This window comes from Mesorhizobium sp. M1066 (genome assembly GCF_040318635.1).
In the GTDB taxonomy this organism is placed as follows: Bacteria; Pseudomonadota; Alphaproteobacteria; order Rhizobiales; family Rhizobiaceae; genus Mesorhizobium.
Window position 1 is genome coordinate 70,636 of sequence record NZ_JAMYMR010000022.1, and the last position, 22,585, is coordinate 93,220.

General features: G+C 64.2%; 18 protein-coding genes. 3 read left to right on the plus strand and 15 right to left on the minus strand.

Translation table 11 applies throughout. From position 1 onward, the window contains the following. Positions 1–80 precede the first annotated feature (80 nt). A complete protein-coding gene (locus NKH52_RS23650; RefSeq protein WP_352734326.1) occupies positions 81–1,406 on the plus strand; it encodes a bifunctional folylpolyglutamate synthase/dihydrofolate synthase in 1,326 nt (441 codons plus the stop codon). A 24-nt stretch (positions 1,407–1,430) separates the two neighbouring features. After that, positions 1,431–1,850 (plus strand): VOC family protein, encoded by a 420-nt coding sequence (locus NKH52_RS23655; protein ID WP_352734328.1) that lies wholly within the window; start codon positions 1,431–1,433, stop codon positions 1,848–1,850. Between the two features lie 136 nt (positions 1,851–1,986). Here NKH52_RS23655 and NKH52_RS23660 read toward each other — a convergent pair whose 3' ends face one another. The 15 genes from NKH52_RS23660 to NKH52_RS23730 all read right to left on the minus strand — a co-directional run bounded on the left by NKH52_RS23660 (position 1,987) and on the right by NKH52_RS23730 (position 20,605). Then, complete coding sequence (locus tag NKH52_RS23660; RefSeq protein ID WP_352734330.1) at positions 1,987–2,400, minus strand: type II toxin-antitoxin system VapC family toxin; 414 nt, start codon at positions 2,398–2,400, stop codon at positions 1,987–1,989. Continuing rightward, complete coding sequence (locus NKH52_RS23665; RefSeq protein WP_127289574.1) at positions 2,397–2,645, minus strand: plasmid stabilization protein; 249 nt, start codon at positions 2,643–2,645, stop codon at positions 2,397–2,399. The genes NKH52_RS23660 and NKH52_RS23665 overlap by 4 nt, the downstream gene beginning before the upstream one ends. Positions 2,646–2,717: 72 nt before the next feature. Continuing rightward, positions 2,718–2,999 (minus strand): cupin domain-containing protein, encoded by a 282-nt coding sequence (locus NKH52_RS23670; RefSeq protein WP_127289572.1) that lies wholly within the window; start codon positions 2,997–2,999, stop codon positions 2,718–2,720. Positions 3,000–3,131: 132 nt separating this feature from the next. After that, positions 3,132–3,458, minus strand: coding sequence for a thioredoxin (gene trxA, locus NKH52_RS23675; protein WP_352734333.1), 327 nt, complete (start codon positions 3,456–3,458; stop codon positions 3,132–3,134). Positions 3,459–3,533: 75 nt separating this feature from the next. Beyond that, positions 3,534–7,052: a double-strand break repair helicase AddA gene (addA, locus tag NKH52_RS23680; RefSeq protein ID WP_352734335.1), complete on the minus strand. Its 3,519-nt coding sequence runs from the start codon at positions 7,050–7,052 to the stop codon at positions 3,534–3,536. After that, a complete protein-coding gene (addB, locus tag NKH52_RS23685) occupies positions 7,049–10,183 on the minus strand; it encodes a double-strand break repair protein AddB (protein WP_352734337.1) in 3,135 nt (1,044 codons plus the stop codon). The genes addA and addB overlap by 4 nt, the downstream gene beginning before the upstream one ends. Beyond that, a complete protein-coding gene (locus NKH52_RS23690; protein ID WP_352734339.1) occupies positions 10,180–10,908 on the minus strand; it encodes a nucleotidyltransferase family protein in 729 nt (242 codons plus the stop codon). The genes addB and NKH52_RS23690 overlap by 4 nt, the downstream gene beginning before the upstream one ends. Further along, a complete protein-coding gene (gene tsaE / locus NKH52_RS23695; RefSeq protein WP_352734341.1) occupies positions 10,905–12,416 on the minus strand; it encodes a tRNA (adenosine(37)-N6)-threonylcarbamoyltransferase complex ATPase subunit type 1 TsaE in 1,512 nt (503 codons plus the stop codon). The genes NKH52_RS23690 and tsaE overlap by 4 nt, the downstream gene beginning before the upstream one ends. 8 nt (positions 12,417–12,424) lie before the next feature. Next, the gene (locus tag NKH52_RS23700; protein WP_352734343.1) at positions 12,425–14,980 is read right to left on the minus strand and encodes a sensor histidine kinase; all 2,556 of its coding nucleotides are present in this window, start codon (positions 14,978–14,980) and stop codon (positions 12,425–12,427) included. A 199-nt stretch (positions 14,981–15,179) separates the two neighbouring features. Continuing rightward, complete coding sequence (gene ahcY, locus NKH52_RS23705) at positions 15,180–16,580, minus strand: adenosylhomocysteinase (RefSeq protein ID WP_352734345.1); 1,401 nt, start codon at positions 16,578–16,580, stop codon at positions 15,180–15,182. A gap of 181 nt (positions 16,581–16,761) precedes the next feature. Continuing rightward, positions 16,762–17,058: an HPr family phosphocarrier protein gene (locus NKH52_RS23710; RefSeq protein ID WP_352734347.1), complete on the minus strand. Its 297-nt coding sequence runs from the start codon at positions 17,056–17,058 to the stop codon at positions 16,762–16,764. Then, on the minus strand, positions 17,055–17,456 hold the full coding sequence (locus tag NKH52_RS23715) for a PTS sugar transporter subunit IIA (RefSeq protein WP_010912939.1): 402 nt from the start codon (positions 17,454–17,456) through the stop codon (positions 17,055–17,057). The genes NKH52_RS23710 and NKH52_RS23715 overlap by 4 nt, the downstream gene beginning before the upstream one ends. 164 nt (positions 17,457–17,620) lie before the next feature. After that, positions 17,621–18,082 (minus strand): HPr kinase/phosphorylase, encoded by a 462-nt coding sequence (locus NKH52_RS23720; protein WP_352967936.1) that lies wholly within the window; start codon positions 18,080–18,082, stop codon positions 17,621–17,623. 16 nt (positions 18,083–18,098) lie between these two features. Continuing rightward, complete coding sequence (locus tag NKH52_RS23725; RefSeq protein ID WP_013528336.1) at positions 18,099–19,883, minus strand: sensor histidine kinase; 1,785 nt, start codon at positions 19,881–19,883, stop codon at positions 18,099–18,101. A 20-nt stretch (positions 19,884–19,903) separates the two neighbouring features. Next, entirely contained in the window at positions 19,904–20,605 is a 702-nt protein-coding gene (locus NKH52_RS23730) for a response regulator transcription factor (RefSeq protein WP_013528337.1), read from the minus strand. Between the two features lie 343 nt (positions 20,606–20,948). Between NKH52_RS23730 and NKH52_RS23735 the strand changes: the two genes are divergently transcribed. Then, positions 20,949–22,574 carry a phosphoenolpyruvate carboxykinase gene (locus NKH52_RS23735; protein WP_352734350.1) on the plus strand — a complete coding sequence of 542 codons (1,626 nt, stop codon included), beginning with the start codon at positions 20,949–20,951 and terminating at the stop codon, positions 22,572–22,574. Positions 22,575–22,585: the final 11 nt, after the last annotated feature.

Here is a 22,585-nt window from a genome sequence, read left to right on the forward strand (position 1 = left end):
TCGGCGCGCTGTAGCTTTTGATTGCCATGGCCATCCGAGACCGATTTTGGTTTTCAGGCTCATGCGCTAGGATTCTACCCATGACGACGCTTGCCGCCGACCGCGAAATCGAAGCTCTGATGGCGCTTCATCCGAAAGGCTTCGACCTTTCGCTCGACCGCATTTCGCGGCTTCTGGAGCGGCTTGACAATCCGCAGGATCGGCTGCCGCCGGTCATCCACATCGCCGGCACCAACGGCAAAGGCTCGTGCGCCGCCTTTTCGCGCGCCCTGCTCGAGGCAGCGGACTACCGCGTCCATGTCCACACCTCGCCGCATCTGGTCAACTGGCATGAGCGTTACCGGCTGGCCGCCGATGGCGGCGGCAGGCTGGTCGAAGACAGGGTTTTCGCCGATGCTATTGCCCGTGCCGCCAGGGCCAATGAGGGCGAGAAGATCACCGTCTTCGAGATCCTCACCGCAGTCACCTTCCTCTTGTTTTCCGAACACCAGGCCGACGCCGCCATCATCGAGGTCGGGCTCGGCGGCCGCTTCGACGCGACCAATGTCGTCAAGGAGCCGGCCGTGTCGGTGATCATGCCGGTGTCGCTCGACCACGAGGCCTATCTCGGCGACCGGGTCGAACTGATCGCGGCCGAAAAGGCCGGCATCATCAAGCCCGGCTGTCCGGTGGTCATCGGCGCGCAGGAGAGCGAGACGGCGCTGCAGGTGCTGATCGAAACCGCCGAGCGGCTTGAATGCCCCACCTTCGTCTACGGCCAGGACTTCCTTGCCTTCGAGGAAAACGGCCGCATGGTCTACCAGGACGAAGACGGCTTGATGGACCTGCCGCCGCCCAGGTTGCCCGGCCGCCACCAGTTCGCCAATGCGGCGGCAGCGATCGCCGCGGTCAAAGCGGCCGGTTTCGAGATCAGCCATCGCGCCGCCGAAAAGGCGATGATCAATGTCGCCTGGCCCGGCCGCATGCAGAAGCTCGTGCAGGGCCGGCTGGCCGAACTGGCACCCAAGGGCGCCGATATCTGGCTCGACGGCGGCCACAATCCGGGAGCCGGCGTGGTGGTTGCCGAAGCGTTGGCCGAGCAGGAGGAGAAGAATCCGCGTCCGCTGTTCCTCATCTCGGGCATGATCAACACCAAGGACCAGACCGGCTATTTCCGTGCCTTCAAGGGCCTCGCCCGGCATGTCTACACGGTGCCGGTGAGCCTCAGCGAGGCCGGCGTGCCTAATGACGAACTGGCGATCCGCGCGACGGAAGCCGGGCTGACCGCCGAGCCGGTGAGTTCCGTCGCCAGCGCGCTGATGCTGCTGCGCGACACCTGGGACGGCCCGGCGCCACGCATCCTGATCAGCGGTTCGTTGTATCTGACCGGCGCGGTGCTGGCCGAGAACGGCACTCCGCCGACCTGAGGTCGGAGTTGCGAGGAACCCGTCATGATCAAGGTCAAGCAACTCGCCCACGTCTGCATCTTCGCGCATGACCTGGAGGCAACGCGAAGCTTCTATCGCGACGTGCTGGGCCTGGATACGCAGTTCAATTTCCTGCGCGACGGCAAGATTTTCGGGTTCTACCTCAATTGCGGCGGGCGCAGCCACATCGAGGTGTTCCAGAAGGACGGCACGGACTACACCGAGCAGAACCAGATCAACCATTTCTGCCTTGAGGTGGAAAACATCGATGCTGCGATCGATCACATCAAATCGAAGGGCATCGACGTCACGGCCAAGAAGCACGCCTGCGACGACACTTTCCAGGCGTGGATCCGCGATCCCAACGGCGTGAAGATCGAGCTGTTCGAATACACCGGCAAAAGCGCACAGTTCGCCGGCGGCGACCGCATCGCCGACTGGTAGAGCATTCCTCCTTTTCCGTGAAACGGTGAACGCCCTAAAGCGTGTCGCGTCTGAACGGTTCAGGTGACCCGCTTTAGGCCATTGTTTTTATGCATCTCGTCTTCCCAAAACCGAGATCACTTTTGGGCGACATGCATTAGAAATCCCAAGGTGAGATCAGCTCGAGGTTGGCCGGGCCGAAGTCATTCAGGTTACGCGTTGCCAGCCGACCGCCATTCACGCGCGCTATCGCTGCAATCATGCCATCGGGTGCCGACACGCCCCGGCCCTGGCGCGTCGCCGTTCCCATAATCTCGCCATAAGCCAGAGCCGCCTCCTCCGTCAGCCCAAAAATGCGACCGGCAAAGCGATGGCGCCATTGGGAGAGACCTTGCTCCAGGCGATCGGCACGCTCGTCAGGTCGTATCTTTTGGATACCGAAAGCGATTTCGGCAATCGCCACCGTGGGAAGCGCCAGTTCGGTATCGTTGCGGACCAGCCAAGCCATGACAGCCGCGTCAGGCGCCTTTCTAAGGCTCTCTGAAATCACATTGGTGTCGACGAAAATCAAAGCTCCGGCCCTGTATGAACCTTGCGGCTTTCCCGGATGATTTTTTCCAGATCGATGTCGACGCCAACGCTTGCCGTCAGGCGAGAGTAGAAGGCAGATGCCGGTTCTCGCCCGGCCTCGCGAATCTCATAGGATTCAAGCGCGCGTTCGACGATATCAGCTATTGAGCGGTTTTCGCGACGAGCGAGTCGATGCGCAAGATCACGTGCTTTTGCGCTGCGGACGGAAAGCTGGGGTTCGGCCATTTCAAACTCCCTTTTGAAAAAGATATAGCCTTTCCTGCCCCTGCCATCAAGATGGCAGATGATGGCACGCCATCACTTCAGCTCGATCTCGATGAAGGCGTATTCACCCTCATTGGCGCTGATCACGTCGTGCTCGACGCCTTCCTTGCGGAAATAGGGTGCGCCCTTCTTCATCTCGGCGAAGCTCTCGCCATCCTTGGTCACCAGCTTCACCTTGCCGTCCATCAGCGGCACCACGACATAGTCATGGCCATGGCGATGCCAGCCGGTATTGTCGCCGGGCTGGAAGCGGTATTCGGTGACGATGACGCGCTCATTGTCGATGAAGACGGTGGCCTTGGCGGATCCGGTCATATCATTTCTCCCTGCTTGCGCTGCCAACAGAAAACATGGATTGCCCGGATGTGAGGGCCAGAGCCTGTTACCAATGACGCCAACAAAAAGCCCGGCGCGAGGCCGGGCTTGATATCAGGAATTTCAGATAGGTCAGGCGAGGTTGCCATTGATCCAGTGCGACAGCGCGGTCTTCGGCGCCGCACCCACCTTCATGTCGGCCATTTCGCCGCCCTTGAAGATCATCAGCGTCGGGATCGAGCGCACGCCGAACTGGGCGGCAAGCTCTGGATTCTCGTCGATGTTGAGCTTGGCGATCTTGACCTTGGCGCCGAGTTCGGTGGCGATGTCTTCGAGCGCCGGCGCGATCATCTTGCACGGACCGCACCATTCCGCCCAGAAATCGACGACGACCGGTACGCTGGCGTCAAGCACGTCGGCCTGGAAATTGCTCTTGTCGACCTTAACGGTGGCACCCATGCGGAAAATCCTTTCGAAAGTTTTTGTCTCACCAAATGTGGTGGTGGTCGCGCCCTTCTTCAAGCAGGTGTTGTGTCACGCTCGCGTGAGTCGAGCAAGAGCGTCGTCCATGGCGCTCGCCGGCAGTTCGATCAGCCGCGGCGCCTCGGTGAACAGCAAAGCCGCCTTGACCGTGCGGCCGGGATAAAGCGGTTGCAACAAGGCGCGATAGAGAGCGAGCTGCAGGACATAGGCCGGCGGCACCTCGGCCAGAGTGGCGGGCGCCGGCCGATTGGTCTTGTAGTCAACGATCGACACACTGTCCGATGTCACCGCCAACCGGTCGATCTTGCCGGAAATCGAGCGCTTCTTGCCCTTGACCTCCAAGCTGCCCATGATCGCGACCTCGGCACGCGAGGATGGCGCAAACAGCTGACCGAAGCGGGGATCGGCAAGGATGGTCGTGACCGACGCCAGGGCCCTTTCCCGCTCTGATTGGGGCCAGTCCGCACCCGTTCGTGCGAGATAGCGCTCCGCCGCGCCCTGACGTTCGGGCTCGGCAATGCCGGGCAACATCTGCAGCAGTTTGTGCAGGGCAAGCCCCCGCAGCACGGCAAAGCCCGGCTCGGCATCGGCATCGAGCACCGGCGACGCCTTGTCGACCACGGCTTCCTTGCCTTCGTCGATCAGTGCCGAGGCGCCGGATGGCGACAGCGGGCGCGGCAGATCCTCGAAGGGCGGCAAGGGCCGGAACAAAGTCGCCGGCAAAGGTCCGAAAGCATCCGTCGGCCGCGCCTGCTCGCTGGAAGCCTGTGCGACCGGCGGCAGCTTGGTGACATGGAAACGATGCACCGGCTCGCCGCCGGCGGGATGCGCACGCTGTTCGCTTTCCGGCGCGCCGATCAGCGCGCGGCTGACGATCGAGTGCCAGGTGCCGGCGTTCGGCGCCCGCTTGCCGTGATAGCCGCAGACGATCAGCCGGTCCTCGGCGCGGGTCATGCCGACATAGAGCAGCCGGCGGTATTCGTCGTCGGCGAGTTCCCGTGCCCGCGCTGCCGCTGCTTTCGAAAAGCCATTGGCGACGTCGCTGGCCGAGCGCCAGAGATAGCCCTTGCCGTCCCAGTTTGCGCCGGAGCCGTCGAAGGGCATCAGGCGTGGCAGATGCTGGTCGCTGAACGGGGCGGAACCGCCATCGACCAGGAACACGACCGGCGCTTCCAGCCCCTTGGCAGCGTGCCCGGTCATGACCCGGACCTCGTCGCGGGTCTGGTCCATCTCCCGCTTGATCTCGGGACCGGCGTTTTCCAGCGTCGACAGGAAGGCTTCCAGCCCCGGCAGGCCGGTTCGCTCCTCGGCAAGGCAGAAGCTCAGGAACTCGTCGAGAATGTCGCCGGCTTCGGGCCCGAGCCGCGCGATCATCTTGCGGCGCACGCCATCGCGCGCCAGCAGGCCAGCGTAAAACTCGAACACCGGTTTGAAGGCGGCCTCGTTCGTCCAGATGTCGACCTGAGCGACGATCTTCGCCAGTCTCTCGCTCTCGCCGGCGTGCTGGCGCAGCGATGCGATCAACGACAGGCCAGCCGGCCTCTGCGCGGCGAGCGTGAAAAGCGTCTCTTCCGGCAGATCGAAGATCGGGCTGCGCAGCACGGCGGCGAGCGACAGGTCGTCCTGCGGCTGGATGAGGAGGTGACCGAGCGCAATCAGGTCCTTGACCGCGATGTGCCCGGGCAGGCTCAGCCGGTCGGCGCCGGCGACCGGAATGTCGCGGCGTTTGAGTGCGCGGGTCAGCGCATGGACAAAGCGATCGCGTTTGCGCACCAGCACCAGCACATCGCCCGGTCGCAGCCGCTTGCCGCGACCCTCGATGATCTCACCGGTGCCGATCCAGCCGGCTATGGTGGCGGCGACGTTCTCGGCCACGCGCACCGCCGGCGCGTGCGCATGGTCGATGGCTTGCGTCCAGTCGTCGGGCTCATCGACGACATCGGCGCCGACTGACGGCCACACCTCGACATAGCCCGGTGCGTCGGTGCGGATCGCCTGGTGGCGCAGCGGATCGGGATCATGGCTGATGCCGCGCCGCACGCTCGCGTCGGCAAAGACGCGGTCGACCGCGGTCAGAACATCGTCGGTCGAGCGGAATGACCAGGTCAGCTTGAGGTCGGCAAAGGACGCCTTTGCGTCACGCACTCGTCCCGCGAACAACAGCCGGCTGTCGGCGAAGGAGTCCGGGGCGGCACCCTGGAACGAATAGATCGACTGCTTCTCGTCGCCGACGGCGAAGACCGTGCGATGGACCCTGTCGCGCGCGCCCAAGCCGGCAAAGAATTCTTCCGCCAGCCGTTTCACCACTTCCCATTGGTCCGGACTGGTGTCCTGCGCTTCATCGAGCAGGATATGGTCGATGCCCTGGTCGAGCTTGTACTGCACCCAGGGGCCGGCGTCTGGTCGCGCCAGCAGGTTGACGGTGCGGGTGATCAGGTCGTTGAAATCGAGAAAGCCGCGGCTGCGCTTCAGCATTTCGTAGCGGGCGATCAGCCAGTCGGCGATGGTCAGCGCCGCTCTTGTACCCTCCAGCATCCGGAACAGGGCCAGCCGGTCGGTGGTTTCGACGATGGCGTTGGCGGCCGAGAAATAGCGCTCCGCCAGATCCGGCAGCCGGTCGACCAGGGCCTTCTTGAAGGCCTTTGCCGGGTCGTAGGCGTCGCCATCGGTCTTGAGGAAGGCTCGCGCGAGCAGTTGCAGGCGCCGAATGGGATCGCCCTCGGCGAAAGCCTGCCGCGCATAGGGCAGGATGTTGTTCAGCACCGATCTGGCGTCGGTGGCCTCGGCTGCGTGGGCGAAGCCGGCAAAATAGTCGGGCAGGAAACCCGGCAACGGCCATACCGAAGCGGCTATGCCCTCGGCCGTCTGGCCTGGATGGAAATGGAATTCGTCGAACAGGGCCTGGAAGCGCGTGCCGTCACGCCCGAGGGCGTCGATGAAATTGCGCAAGCCGTCGCGCTTGCGCACGATCTCACCCAGCAAGGCGTCTAGCCCGGCTTCGCCGCCCCGATCGAGAATGGCGGCAAAAGCCTCAGCCAGATCCTTGTCACCGGCGGATGTGCCCGAAATCATCTCGCGGCGAGCCGCGGCAAACAGCGAGGCCTCCATCTGGCCGTCGAGCATCTCGAAATGGGCCGGGATATTGGCTTCCAGCGGGAACTGGTGCAGCACCGATTCGCAGAAGGCATGGATGGTCTGGATCTTCAGTCCACCGGGTGTTTCCAGCGCCTCGGCGAACAGGCGCCGCGCCCGGCGCATGGTCTCGAGATCGGGCCGGCGGCCCTCCAGCGCCTCGACCTTTGCCGCAAGGTCCGCGTCACCAAGCGTCGTCCACTCCGACAGCGTCGAGAACACCCGGTTCGACATGTTGGCGGCGGCGGCACGCGTATAGGTCAGGCACAGGATCTTCGACGGATCGGTGCCGCGTAGCAGCAGCCGGATGACGCGCTGGGCCAGCACATGGGTCTTGCCGGATCCGGCATTCGCCGACACCCAGGCGGAATTGCCGGGATCGGCGGCGCGGGCCTGGCTGGTCGCGGTGTCGCTGGGGATCGGATAGGCCTTTTTCATGCCTCCCCTCCCTCGTCACCGGCATCGCCGCCTGCCGACCATTCGAGCACGCGGGCAAGATGGTCGTAGTCGCCATCAGTCTCGCCTTCGCGGAACGGCAGCGCGCGCGACAGATAACCCGTCGCAGGATCGGCATAGTGGATCAAGAGCTTTTCCAGCCGCGCCCAGGCCTCTTCGGCAAGATCGGTCGCGGTCCGCGGCTGGCGATTGTGTTCGAGGATGGATTCCTCGAACACCTCGCCATTCGGCTTCAGCCTGATGAAGGCCAGTTGAGAGGGCTCGCGCGGGCCCAGATCCTTGAAGGCGCCGCGCCTGAGCAGCGCGCCCTCCAACGGCAGTTGCGGCGCAAGCAGTGTGTGCGCCTGCGCCTTGGACGGCGAGGAGCCGGTCTTGTAATCAAGTATGTCGGCCATGCCGCCGGCCAGCAGATCGACCCGGTCGGCGTAGCCAGACAGAGTCACGCCGGATTGGCCCACGACAGTCTTGCCGGCGCGCTCCTCGGCATGGCGCCTTGTCACCGCATCGGCGCGCGTGCGCTCCCACTCGATGATGTTGGCGGCAAGTTTTTCGAAGCGCGGCCACCACACCGCCTCGACATCGGCCGGAAGGGCTGCTTCGGCGAAACAGGCGCGGCCTGCAGTGATAAGGCCGGCAAGCGCATCGGGCGCGCGCGGATCGGCGACGCTGCCTGAGAACAGGTGCAGGATGGCGTGAAACAGCGTGCCGCGCTCGGCGGCTCCGGGGTCGCGAATGACCGGATCGAGCGGCATCAGGCCGAGGATCCGTCTTGCATAGACGGCGTAGGGGTCACGGCGCAGGGTCTCGATCTCGGTGACCGAGAAATGCGTCGGGCGCACCGACAGCGGCGGCTTCGGCTGCGGCCGTGGCGCGAAATCCTGTCTTGGCCCGGTATCCAGCGCGCGCGCCCACGCGAGCAGTTCGTCGCCACGCCGGCGCAATTCCGCTGCCTGGTCGCTGCCGATGAAGGTCAGCAGTCGCTGCAGCCAGCGCGACGGCACGGCGGGTGCGTCGCCGGCCCGTGCCGAGCGGGACAGCACCACTTTCCCAGCGCCCATGGCCATCTGGAAATCATGCGCGGCAAGGCCGATGCGCCGCTCGGGCGGTTCGAGGTCGATGCCGGTCTTCATCAGCCGCGACATGAAGCGGTCGCTCTCGGGCTTGCGCGGCCATACGCCCTCATTGAGCCCGCCGATGACCAGCGTGTCGACGGTCTGCAAGCGCGCTTCCAGCGCGCCCCAGATGGCGATGTTCCGGTCGGTGCCTTGTGCCGGCTTGACCGTTTCAGGTGCGATCAGCGCCGCCATGATATCGGGCCACTCGGCCGCTGCGAAGGACAGCGAAGCCGAAGCCGCGACCAGCCCGCGCAGCAGTTCGGCAAGCTTTTCACCGGCGTCACCGGCATAGAGTTCGCCAAGGCCGCCGTCGGCGGTGCGGCCGAGATTTTCGAGTATGACGACACTGGCCCTGACAAGCGCGGCAAGGTCGGCATCATCCCGGCCGCGGAAGACTGCGAGCGGCGCCAGCGCCTGCTTGAGACGTTCGAGCAAACTCCGGGCGGTTTCGATGGCACGCACAGTCAACCGGGAAAACCAGAAGGGGGGCCGGCTGCCGCCACCCAGGCCGGTGAGGCGGGCCTCGAACAGTTCCGGTAGCGAAACGATGTCGGGGCGGCCGGTGCCACCGCGCAGCGCCACCAGTTCGATCAGCTCCGCCGCGTGGCGCACATCGGCCCGTTCAAGGCCAAGGCCAAGCAGCGGATGCTTGAGCAGCGACAACAGGCCAACCGGATCGCCTGGCCGGAACAGCGCCTCGAGCGCCAGCCTGAGCAGGCTGGCCGCCGGGGTGTTGGCGAGCGGCGTGCCACCGGAATCGTCGGCGACGACGCCGAAGCGTTGGAGCTCGATCGAGACGCGCCGCGCCAATGCGCGGTCGCCGGTGACGAGAGCCGCCCTTTGGCCGGGCTGTTCGACCGCGCGCTTGAGTGCGACGGCGATGGCAACGGCTTCATCGCGTTCGCTGGCAGCTTCGAGCAAGGTCACCTCGGCGAAGGCGCCGGCAATGTCGGACGCCGGGAAACCGGCACGTGTCTCGGCCCAGAGTTCGGTGGTTTCAGCCGGCCGCAGCGCTTCGCCGACAAGGGCGGCGCGAAGCGCAAGTCGCGGTTCGGCCACGCCAATCTCCTCGACGTCGCCGCGCAGCACGCCGATCTTGGCGATCAGCCTGGCCAGGCCATATTGCGGGTGGCCGAGCACCGCCGGACGTGCCCCGGGCGCGGCAATCGCCTGGAACGACGCCTCGTCCAGCGTCCGGTCGAGGCCAGGCAGCACGATGGCGCCGCCGGGCAAGCGCGCGATCGCGGCAAGCAGTTCGGCCGTGGCGGGGATCGAGCCGGTCGAGCCCGCGGCGATGACCGGGCCAGCGGGCGGATTGCGCAGCAGCCGCGCCGCCTCGGCGCGGATCAGCGCACTGCGGTGCGCGGCCGGATTGGAGCGATCGCTCTCTTCAAGGAATTTCGGCCAGGCTTCGGTGACGATGCCGAGGAATTCCAGCGTCACCTGCCACCATCCGGCAAGATTGCCGGTCACCAGATCGGTGAGCTTGGCCCAGTCGGTGCCTTCCGTCTCGATCTCGTCCATCAGCCGGGCGAGATCGCGCGCCAGCCAGATCGCGTCGGCGGTGGAAGCCGGGATGACGATCTCCTCGGCGAAAAGGGCGGCGACATGCGCCGGTAGCCGGCGTTTCCAGGCGCGCACCAGCGGCGTCAGCAGCAACAGGCGTTCGGTTGCCGAAATCGGCGGCGCGAGATCGATGGCTGCCGATGCCTCGGTCTCGAACGCGGCCTCATCCTCGTCGAACTCGCCGAGTGGCCGGATGACCGGCAGGATTGCCGAGCCGCCGCCGCCGCGTGCCGCCAGGCTGTCGACGAAGACACCCCGCAAGGCACGCGCGGCACGGCGTGTCGGCACATAGATGGTGACATCGGCCAAAGCGAGCGGGTCGCCGTCGAATCGAAACCCCGGAACAAGACGACCGGCAAGCAGCGCCTCGGCAAGCGTCGGCAGAAACGGCGCTCCGGGCGGGATCGAGAAAACGCGGCTTGAGCCGCTCATTGCGACTCGGTCAGTGCGCCGGCGACCGCCGCTTCCGCAGGCGCAATGGCATCGGGCGTGCCTACGGTGATCCAGTGGCCATGCATGGGCATGCCGAACAGGCGCCCCGCGGCGATGGCGGAATCGAAATAGGCGTTGAGCGAGTGTGGCCCGGCCGGTGCGCCCTTGAACAGGCGCGGATGGACGATCGCCGCGCCGGCATAGATCAGCCCCGCCGGGTCACCTTTCGAACGCCGCAAGCCGCCATCCGGCGCCACCAGGAAATCGGTGGAGCCGCTGTGTCCGGTCGCCTGTTGGAGATCCGCCAGCATCAGCAGAATATCCATTTTCGCCGCGTCCCATGCAAGGGCGAGGCGATCGAGATTGAGAGGACCTTGGTCAATCCAGAAGGTGTCGGCGTTGAGGATGTAGAAGGACTGATCGCCCAATTCCGGCAGCGCCTTGACGATGCCGCCGGCGGAATCGAGCAGTTGTTCGCTCTCATCGGAAATGACGATTTTTGGCGCGCGGCGGGCAGTGACATGAGCGACGATCTGTTCGGGAAAGTAGTGGACGTTGACGACCGCCTTGCCGACGCCGGCGGCTGCCAGGCTGTCGAGGCTCCAGTCCAGCAACGTCTTACCGGCAATCCTGACCAGCGGCTTGGGAGTGGTGTCGGTGATCGGCCGCATGCGCTTGCCGAGCCCGGCGGCGAGTACGATTGCGGTGTCCAGTCCTGCTGTCACAGCGCTCGCTCCTCCAGCAAACCATGGGCGTCGTAGAAGGCGCGCAGGCTTGCCAGCGCCGGATGAGACAAGGCCCGGCGCAGATAATCGCGAATGCGCGGCAGGTGCTTCAGATAATAGGGCTTGCCGTCGCGTTTTTCGAGGCGGACGAAGATGCCGAGGATCTTGGAATTTCGCTGCGCCGCCATGATGGCGTAGGATTCCAGGAAGCTTGCCTCGTCGAAAGCGCCGGCTGCGTGGCGCGCCGCGACATAGGTATCCAGCGTCTTTCTCTCGATCTCGGGCGACATCGTAACACGCGCGTCCATGGCGAGCGAGGCGACGTCATAGGCGGAAGGGCCGATCAGCGCATCCTGGAAATCGACGATGCCCAGCCGATCATGCCCTGAACGGTCGCCGCGCCAGATGATGTTTGGCGAATGGAAGTCGCGCAGCATCAGCGTGACCTCGCGGCCGTGCAGCCGGTCGAGCAGCGCATTCCATTGCTTGTGGTAACCGGCGCGCAAGGCATCGCTTGCCGGGGCGCCAGAGATTGCCGGCACGTACCAGTCGACCAGCAGATCGGCTTCGATCATCATGGCATCGCGGTCGAAAGGCGGCACCTCGTGGAAGCCGTCGTGTCCTGTTTCCAGGCGCCGGGGCCAGGTCCTGCCATGCATCATGGCCAGCAACTCGGCCGCCGCCGCGCAGCGCGCGGGCAGCGGCTGGCCATCACTGCCGAGGAAGCCTTCGGAACCAAGATGTTCGAGCAGCAGGAATCCCTGCTCCTGGTCCTCGGCATGGATTTCCGGAACGCTGACGCCGCCTGCCTTCAAGGCGCGGTCGATGGCGACGAAAGCGGAGACCGACTGGGCGGTGTGCGCGATCTCGGCATAGGGCCTGCCGTCGCGAACCGGCGGACCGAGCACCAGCCGTGGCGAGTTCATCAACACTTGCGGCTTCTGGTCCGGCAGCGAAACGATCTCGTAGGAGCGGGCCGAAGCATCGCCAATGAAATGGCGGCGCTGCGCTTGCGCCCAGCCGGCGCTCACGAGAAAGTCGCGCATGGCCAACGACCGTGCCGCCCGATCGAAGGCCGTTCCCTGCCCCGACAATCGCGCCAGCCGGCCGTCGCCATGCTGGACGAGCTCTATCAGGATCGTGGTTTTCGGCAGATGGGCTTCCGCCCGTTCCGGCCATTCGACCAAAGCAGCACCCTGCGCCAGGGCTTCGTCGAACCCAAGCTCATCGATCTCGGCCGCCGAGGACAGGCGGTAGAGATCGAAATGATGGACCGGAATGCGGGTGTCGTAGCTCTGCACCAATGTGAAGGTCGGGCTCGGAACGTCGAGACCGGTATCGTCGGCCAGGGTCCTGATCAAGGCCCGCGCCAGTGTCGACTTGCCGGCGCCGAGATCGCCCTTGAGGGCAAGCACGTCGCCCGGGCGCAGCGACAGCGCCAGATCCTCGCCCAGCCGCGCTGTGTGGGTCTCGTCGGCGAGTAATCGCTCCAGCACCAGTCCGGTCATCGAACGCGCTACTCGGCCGCGGCGCGGATGCCCGGCATGTCTGGAAAGGTGCAGATGACGGTCGTGCCCTTGTCCTTGCCGGTTTCGATGCGAACGCTGCCGCCATGCAGTTCGACAAAGCTCTTGACGATCGACAGGCCGAGGCCGGCGCCGCGCCGGCGGCCGCCATTGGCGCGCGGCTCGAAACGGCGGAACACCGAATCCAGCACATCCGGCGGCATGCCGGGACCATCGTCATGAACCGAGAATTCCACCCCATCCGCCAGATGGCGGCAGGTGAGCCGGATGATGCTGGCTTCCGGCGCGTAATTGGCGGCGTTGCTGAGCAGATTGTAGAGGATCTGGCGGACGCGGACCTCATCGCCGTGAAACGTCTTCGGCGCCGCGATGGCGTCGACCTGGAGACTGATCGAATGCTCTTCCAGCCGGTCGGCCACCAGCTCAGCCGCAGCGGCGATGGTGCGATCGACCTGCACCTCGGAAATGTCGAGCTGCATGATGCCGGCGTCGACCGTCGCCAGGTCCAGGATATCGTTGACGATGGTGAGCAGGACCGAGGAGGACGAGCTGACATGCTCGACATATTCGCGCTGTTTCTGCGTCAGCGGACCGGTCGTGGGTAGCGACAGCAATTCGGTGAAGCCGATGATATTGGTCAGCGGCGAGCGCAGTTCGTAGGAGACGTGCTGGACGAATTCGTTCTTGAGCTGGTCGGATTTCTGCAGCGCCTCGTTCTTGTCCTTCAGCGCCCGTTCGACATGGACGCTGTCGGTGACGTCGACGAAGGTCATCATCACTTGCCCGTTGGGCAGCGGGATCATGGCGTAACTCAGCACATTGCCGTTGTTGAGCTCGGTCTGTCCGTGGCGGTCGCGGCGCTCGTCGTCGAAGCCGGTGATGGCGGCAACGAAGCTGGGCCAGGGGCTGTCCGCGGCCTGCCGGTCGCAGAGGTCGCGTATCGTCGACACGTGGACACTGGGCTTGGCCGCTTCGCCGCTCAAACCCCAGAGTGTGGCAAAGGCAGGATTCGACAGCCGGAGCCTGCCGTCGGGTCCGAACACCGCCACGCCTTCGGCAAGATTGTCGAGCGTCTCGCCCTGGACCCGCACCGCTGTCTGGTAGCGGCTCTCGAGGTCCATCTTCTCGGTCAGGTTCTCGAACACCCAGGTCACGCCGCCCTTGGGTTGCGGATTGGCGACGACGCGGATGGTCTTGCCATCAGGCAGATGCCACCAATGTTCCTGGGATTCGACGGCGCGATAGGCGCCGAGCAGGCCTTCCTTCCAGCGGCGCCATTCAGGCTGTTCGGCGATCTTGCCTTCGCTGCGCAGCCGGTCGAGCAGCAAGGCATTGTCGGGTGCGCTGTGCAGGAAGCCTGCATCCAGACCCCAAAGCTTCTGGAAGGCCTGGTTGAAGAACCGCAGCTTCTCGTCGGTATCGAAGATCGCTACCGCCGTGTTGAGCTGGTCGAGCGTGTCGGCGTGGCTCCTGACGGTTCGTTCGTATTCGCCGCGAACGGTCTCGATGGCACTGGTGTCACAGGCAAGGCCGGCCGAGCCATCGCTGCCGGCGAAATCGGTGACCGCGAACACACGGCGGTCACCTTCGATCACGGTGGACAGCGACTGCTCGAAAACCGGATGCGTCTTGTGCTGGGCGGCAATCGCATCGCGCGCCTGGCCGCCGAGGAACTCTTTCTTCTCCCGAACCGCGGCTTCGGCATTTTCGGCTTCGACGGCATCGGCATAGGCGCGGTTGACCCACTTCAGCCCGCCATCCTCGCCGCGGAGCCATGCCGGCATGTTCAGCGCGTCGAGCAGGCCGATCATCGTGTCGTGGTCGGCGGCCAGCCGCTGGTTCTCGATCTTCAGCCTGGCCTGGCTGCGCTGCGTCTCCGAAAGCGAGACAAAACGCACAAGCACATGCGCGGCACTCTTGCGGCCATGCACTTCGAGCGGCGCGCCGGCCTGCGATTCGATGACGAGGTCGAAGGGTTTGGCCTTCTCGCGCAATCCCGCGACGGCATGTTCGAGTGCCGCCGCCGAACGCGGCATCAGCCAGCGGCCGAAAGCGAGAAAAGCGGCCCTATCCTCGGGAGCGCCGCTTTCGACGGGCAATGTGCCGATGAGCTCTGGCTTCTTGTTTTCCGCGGCCCAGACGACGACGCGCTGGTCGCGCAGATTGAGCAGCGCCTCGGAGCGGCGGAGCGCCGCGTTGATGTCGGCGAGGCGGCTCCTGAGTTCGACATTCTCCGCCGAGGTGCGGGCTCTTTCGCGGATGAGAACGATGGCCGATATCAGTGCGGCACCCGTCACGCCGACGAACACGGCAAGCTGCATGACCTCGATGGCGCTCAGCGACAGTCCAGCGACGCTGGCAGCAGCGGTTTCGGCATGCGCGACGGCGCCAGCCAAGGGGACCGCGAGCGCGGAGGTGGCAAGGAGTGTCGACGCACGGGCGCGCCAGGACAGGCTCCCGCCTTCCTGGGCGGAACCAGCAATCCCCGAATCGTCATGGCCGCCGGAAACGGCCCGTCCCGCTCTGTGCGGGTGTTGCCCCGGCATGTCTTGGTCCTCTCCGCCGCCTGAATGCAAGACCGCCCTGATGCGTGCCTCTCTTGACCCTCTCGGGCTGGAAGCATCGCCGAATCACCTGACAATAACCCCTCGCCGAATCGCCGTGAAGGCTGATGGCGCGCAAAAATAAAGCCGGGCGAAAAGTCAATCGCCCGGCCTCAATATCTGGTAGCAATTTTAGCTTTGGTTAATAGCGGTAGTGTTCCGGCTTGAACGGACCCTGCGGCGTGACGCCGATATAAGCGGCTTGTTCACCCGACAGTTCGGTCAGGCGGGCGCCGAGCTTGTCGAGATGCAGGCGCGCGACCTTTTCGTCGAGATGCTTGGGCAGGACATAGACCTGGTTCTCGTACTGGCCGGGCTTGGTGTAGAGCTCGATCTGGGCCAGCACCTGGTTGGTGAAGGATGCCGACATGACGAAGCTCGGGTGGCCGGTGGCGTTGCCGAGATTGAGCAGCCGCCCTTCCGACAAAAGGATCATACGCTTGCCGTCCGCGAAGGTGATCATATCGACCTGCGGCTTGACGTTGGTCCATTTCAGATTGCGCAGTGCGGCGACTTGGATCTCATTGTCGAAGTGGCCGATGTTGCCGACGATGACCATGTCCTTCATCGAGCGCATATGGTCGAGGGTGACGACATCCTTGTTGCCGGTGGTGGTGATGACGATGTCGGCGGTGGGGGCCGCATCTTCCAGCGTAACGACTTCAAAACCGTCCATCGCCGCCTGCAGGGCGCAGATCGGATCGACCTCGGTGACCTTGACGCGGGCGCCGGCGCCCTTGAGCGAGGCCGACGAGCCCTTGCCGACGTCGCCATAGCCGCACACGACAGCGACCTTGCCGGCCATCATCGTGTCGGTGCCGCGGCGGATGCCGTCGACCAGCGATTCCTTGCAGCCATATTTGTTGTCGAACTTCGACTTGGTGACCGAGTCGTTGACGTTGATGGCGGGGAAGGGCAGCAGGCCCTTCTTCTGCAGCTGATAGAGCCGGTTGACGCCGGTGGTCGTCTCTTCGGTGACGCCGCGGATCGCCGCCTTCTGCTTGGTGAAGAAGCCGGGCGAAGCCTTCAGGCGCTTCTTGACCTGGGCGTAGAAGTATTCCTCTTCCTCGCTCTGCGGGTTGGACAGCACGTCCTCGCCGGCCTCTGCGCGGGCGCCGATCAGGATGTACATGGTGGCGTCGCCGCCATCATCGAGGATCATGTTGGAGAGGCCGCCATCGGCCCACTGGAAGATCTTGTCGGTGTAGTCCCAGTATTCCTCGAGCGACTCGCCCTTGACGGCGAACACCGGGATGCCGGCTTCGGCGATGGCTGCGGCCGCATGGTCCTGGGTCGAGAAGATGTTGCAGGAGGCCCAGCGGATATCGGCGCCCAGCACCTTCAGCGTCTCGATCAGCACCGCCGTCTGGATCGTCATGTGCAGCGAGCCGGTGATGCGCGCACCCTTGAGCGGCTGCTTGGGACCGAATTCCTCACGGCAGGCCATCAGGCCCGGCATTTCGGTTTCGGCGATATCGAGTTCCTTGCGGCCCCAGCCGGCAAGCGAGATGTCGGCGACCACATAGTCCTTGCTACCCGTCATGGCAGTACTCCGATGCGAATGATGTGCTTGCGAATTGGTTGCGGATGCGCCCGCGCCGGTCGGCGCGTCGAAGGGCGCGAATAGGCGGCCTGACTAGCAGATCGGAGCAAGGACGACAATGGGATATAAAGAAATCTTTATCCCTGCATGTCTTTCGGACATGCATCGGCGCTCCACCAGATCAGCATTCCTCGCCGAAGCGGGACGCCACCAGCTGTTCCAGGGCGTCGATGACCTGCCGGGCTTGCGGCCCGCTGGCGGTGACACGAATCGAATAGCCGGGGCTTGCCGCCAGCATCATCAGGCCCATGATCGAGGTGCCGCCGACCTTGACGCCGTCCTTCTCGACATGCACCGAGGCATCGAAGCCGCTGGCCAGCTGGACGAACTTCGCCGAAGCGCGTGCGTGCAGGCCACGCTGGTTGATGATGGGAAAATCCCGGACTATCTGATCTTTTTCCGGGGACAGCGCGGTCATTTGCTGCTCAGGAGCTGGCTGGCGACATTGATGTATTTGCGGCCGGCAGCCTGCGCCTCGTCGAGGGCGGCGGCCATATTGTCGCCCTTGCGGATCGAGGAGAGCTTGATCAGCATCGGCAGGTTCATGCCGGCGATCACCTCGGTGCGGCCGGATTCCATCACCGAGATGGCAAGATTGGAGGGCGTGCCGCCGAACATGTCGGTCAGCACGATGACGCCCGCCCCGGTGTCGACACGGGCGACAGCGTCGACGATGTCGCGGCGACGCTGCTCCATATCGTCGTCGGCACCGATCGCCACGGTTTCGAAATTGTCTTGTGGCCCGACGACATGTTCGACGGCATGTCGGAACTCGGTGGCCAGTTGACCGTGCGTTACAAGCACGAGTCCGATCATTCTTTGGTGGCTCCCGTCATCGCCGCTTCACAGGCGCATTTTATGCTCGCCAGCCAATCCAGGCGGCGGGAGCGCTATCTTGTCGACGCACGGCCCGTTGACAAGCCCAAAATTGCTCAGGCGCATGCCATTTTGACGCATTGCAGCAAAAAACCCGGGACGGATCATAGAAAAGGCGCGATCGACAGCCGCGCCATCACGACCGGCAAGGCGGCAGCGACGTTGCGTTCGACCGTATCGATGCGCGGCACCCGACAGCCGGCGATGCTGGTGTCGGCATCCTCCTGAAAGCGTGCCGTTTCACCGGCCGGCGTCAGGCGGACATGCAAATCGACGATGGCGGCGGGCTCGAACGGCACCGCTCGCGGCCCGAGCCCAGGCACCTCGACGAGGCCTTCTATGGTGGCGGGAGCGCGGCACAGCAGCCGCCCGGCATGCGCCTCGACAAAGAGCTGATCGTCACCGACGAGCCGCGAGAACAGGCCGCGTTGGCGACAATGATCGATGAGCGCCAGCGCCAGCGTCGTCTTGCCCGAACCGGAGGCTCCGGTGACGAGAATGCCGCGCTCGCCGATCAAAACCATTGTCGCGTGAATGTTTTCATGCTGCACGGCTGGACCAGGCATGGTGGGATTCATGCCCTCAGCCTTCGGCCGGCAACGTCACCACGAAACGCGCGCCCTTGATCTCGCCGGGTTTGGTGCCGGGGATGTTCTCGGCGGTGAGCGTGCCGCCATGGGCCTCGACGATTTGCCTGGATATCGACAGGCCAAGGCCCGAATTCTGGCCGAATGCCTCGCCGGCCGGCCGATCCGTGTAGAAGCGTTCGAAGATGCGGTCGATGTTGTCGGCCCGGATGCCCGGGCCATTGTCATCGACGGTGACGATGTTGAACTTGCCGGCACGCGCCAGCGACAAGCTGATGTGGCCATGATCCTCGGGAACGAAGGAACGGGCGTTCTCGATCAAATTGGTGATGACCTGGCCGATGCGCAGATCATGCCCGACGACGACATAGCCTTTGACGCCCTGCGGCAGTTTGGCGGCCTTGAACTCGATCTCGACCGCCTTCTTGTTGCGCGTCGCTTCGCGCGAAACGGCGACCAGATCGGTGATGAATTTCTTCAGGTCAACCGTCCCCGCATCTTCACGCGCGAGTTCCGCGTCCAGGCGCGATGCGTCGGAAATATCGGTGATGAGCCGGTCCAGCCGCCTGACATCGTGCTGGATGATATCCATCAGCCGGCCGCGCGAATCGTCGTTCTTGGCCAGCGGCAAGGTTTCCACCGCGCTGCGCAGCGACGTCAGCGGGTTCTTCAGCTCGTGCGAGACATCGGCCGCGAAGCTTTCGATCGCCTCGATGCGGGCGTAGAGCGCGTTGGTCATGTCGCGTATGGCGATCGACAGATTGCCGATCTCGTCCTGACGGTCGGAAAAGTCGGGGATCTCCTCACGGCTCTTGACGCCGCGCCGCACCCGCACCGCCGCCGCCGACAGCCGGCGCAGCGGATTGGCGATGGTCGAAGCGAGCAGCATCGACAGGATGGCCGTGACAAGGGCCGCGATGCCGAAGACGCGCAGGATCGCCTTGCGCTCGGCGGCGACGATCTTGTCGATGTCGCCGCCTTCGGTCGACAGCATCAGCACGCCCAGGACGGCACGAAAGCGCTGGATCGGCACCGCCACCGAAACGATCTGCTCGCCCTGCTCGCTGACGCGCACGATGGTCGACGGGCTGCCGGTGAGTGCCTTGACCACTTCCGGGAAAGCGGCGCCATTGCCGCCCGGCTGCTCGTGGTAGACCGGCAGCTCGGTGTTGCGGAAGAAGTCGAAGACGAATTTCTGGATGCGCTCGACCAGATCGGGCTCTTCCTCCTCGACCGGCGGCAGGTCGTAGCGCAGGATCTGGCCACGCGAATAGAGGTGGCGTGAATCGAGCAGCAGGTTGGCGTCGCGGTCATAGATGCGGGCGCGGGTCCTGGTCGGCGAGATCAGCCTTCGCAGCACCGGGGCGACGCGCTCCGGGTTGATCGGGAAGTCGAGATTGTCGAGTTGGTCGGAGCCCGGCCCCAGGCTTTCGCCGGCCTGCAGTTCAAGCAGCTTTTCCGGGTCGATGCTGATCGAATCCGTCTCGACCGTCGCCGACGCGGCGATCGCACCGGCGATGATCTCGCCCTGGGTCATCAGGCTTTCGACGCGGGCGTCGATCAGCCCGTCTCGGAAGGTGTTGAGATAGAGGATGCCGGTCACCAGGACGGCGAGGCCGGCAAGGTTGAGGAACAGGATACGCCGCGTCAGGCTGGAAAAGATGTGATGGCCAAGGAAGCGGCGCATCGGCACCGTGATCTTCGAGACGAAGGACGGCATGATCCGCGACGGCCGCCTGGAGGCGCCCGCCGGTCTTGTTCGCTGTGCTTCCACTGCCATCGAATAGCAGGCCCTGCTACTTATGCTTCGCGGAACCGGTATCCGACTCCGTAAAGGGTTTCGATCATCTCGAAGTCGTCGTCGACGGCCTTGAACTTCTTGCGCAGCCGCTTGATGTGGCTGTCGATGGTGCGATCGTCGACATAGACCTGTTCATCATAAGCCGAATCCATCAGCGCATCACGGCTTTTTACGACGCCTGGACGCTGCGCCAGCGAATGCAGGATCAGGAACTCGGTGACGGTGAGCGTCACCGGCTCGCCTTTCCAGGTGCAGGTGTGGCGCTCCTGGTCCATGACGAGCTGGCCGCGCTCGAGCGAGCGGGCCTGCTGGCTTGGCGTCTTGGCGGCAGCCTCGCGGGCACTGGCGCGGCGCAGCACGGCGCGCACCCGCTCGACCAGCAGGCGCTGCGAGAAGGGCTTGCGGATGAAATCGTCGGCGCCCATCTTGAGGCCGAACAATTCGTCGATCTCGTCGTCCTTGGAGGTCAGGAAGATCACCGGAAGGTCGGACTTCTGGCGCATGCGGCGCAGCAGTTCCATGCCGTCCATGCGCGGCATCTTGATGTCGAGGATGGCAAGGTTCGGCGGGCGGGCCGCCAGGCCTTCCAGCGCTGACGCACCATCCGTGTAGGTCTCGACGCGATACCCCTCGGATTCCAGGGCGATCGACACCGATGTCAGAATGTTGCGGTCGTCATCGACAAGCGCGATTGTTGCCATTTCAAGCGGCTCCCTCATGAGCTGTCCCTTCTGTCGTAGAGAAGGGGCTTTTGCAGGACAAATTAGGTACAAAATGTGGCATAGGCCTTGTCCGCTGTCACGCGCGGCATGCCGGCGGCCACAATCCTACCTCGACATGGGTTGGACGAACGAACATCGCCAATCCTTTGGGCAACCGCGAAACTTTTTGCACATATAAACGATTTAAACAACTTTCAAAATATTTAAATCGATTAATGATTTGATATCATTTGGCTTTTCTGGTTCTGACCATCTCAGCCCGTGTAGTGGGCGTGCCGGAAACGTGCCGGCAAAGATGCGGCAAATCCAAGAGGGACACTCGATGTCGGAAGTCGGCAAACGCAATTCCGCCTGCGCGATCGATCATATCGGCCTGAAAACCACCGGCGTGGTGCGCTATAATTTCGGTGCGGCAGCCCTTTATGAGGAATCGATACGGCGCGGCGAAGCCCGCTTGACCGCACATGGCGCGCTGGTCGCCGAAACCGGACAGCACACCGGCCGCTCGCCCAAGGACAAGTTCGTCGTCCGCGACAGCGACACCGAACCACATGTCTGGTGGGACAACAACAAGGCGATCTCGCCGACCCAATTCGACACGCTGCTCGCCGATTTCCAGGCGCATGCCGCGGACAAGGATCTATACGTCCAGGATCTGGTCGGCGGCGCCGATGCGGGACTGAAACTGCCGACCAGGGTGATCACCGAATTTGCCTGGCACTCGCTGTTCATCCGCAATCTGCTCATTCGTCCCGGTGCCGCCGAACTCGAACAGTTCGTGCCCGAGATGACGATCATCGACCTGCCGTCCTTCCGCGCCGATCCCCTCCGCCACGGCAGCCGCACCGAAACGGTGATCGCCGTGGATCTCACCCGCAGGATCGTGCTGATCGGCGGCACCTCCTATGCCGGTGAGATGAAGAAGTCGGTGTTCACCATGCTCAACTATCTGCTGCCAACGAAAGGCGTGATGCCGATGCATTGCTCGGCCAACGAGGGTTCGGCCGGCGACGCGGCGATCTTCTTCGGCCTGTCGGGCACCGGCAAGACGACACTCTCGGCCGATCCCTCGCGCACGTTGATCGGCGACGACGAGCATGGCTGGGGACCGCACGGCATCTTCAATTTCGAAGGCGGCTGCTACGCCAAGACGATCAAGCTGTCGGCGGAAGCCGAGCCGGAAATCTTCGCCACCACGCAGCGCTTCGGCACGGTGCTGGAAAATGTCGTGCTTGACGCTGATGGCGTGCCGGATTTCAACGACGGAAGGCTGACCGAAAACACGCGCTGCGCCTACCCGCTGGATTTCATCCCCAACGCCAGCAAGACGGGACGCGCCAGCCACCCGAAGAATATCATCATGCTGACCGCCGATGCGTTCGGCGTGATGCCGCCGATCGCGCGGCTGACCCCGGCGCAGGCGATGTATCATTTCCTGTCCGGCTACACCGCCAAGGTGGCTGGAACCGAAAAGGGCGTGACCGAGCCGGAAGCGACGTTTTCGACCTGTTTCGGTGCCCCATTCATGCCGCGCCACCCTTCTGAATACGGCAATCTGCTGCGCGAGCTGATTGCACGCCACGGCGCCGATTGCTGGCTGGTCAACACCGGCTGGACCGGCGGCGCCTACGGCACCGGCAAGCGCATGCCGATCAAGGCGACGCGCGCCTTGCTTGCCGCCGCGCTCGACGGCTCGCTGAAGACGGCCGAGTTCCGCACCGATGCCCATTTCGGTTTCGAGGTGCCGGTGGCTGTCCCTGGCGTCGACAGCGCCGTTCTCGACCCGATGATTCTGGACCCCCGGGCGACCTGGGCCGACAAGGCCGGCTATGACCGGCAGGCGGCAAGGCTGGTCGGCATGTTCGCCGTCAATTTCGAGAAATTCGAAAGCCATGTCGACGCCGTGGTGCTGGGCGCCGCGCCGCGCATGCAGGAAGCGGCGGAGTAATCGCGCCACAG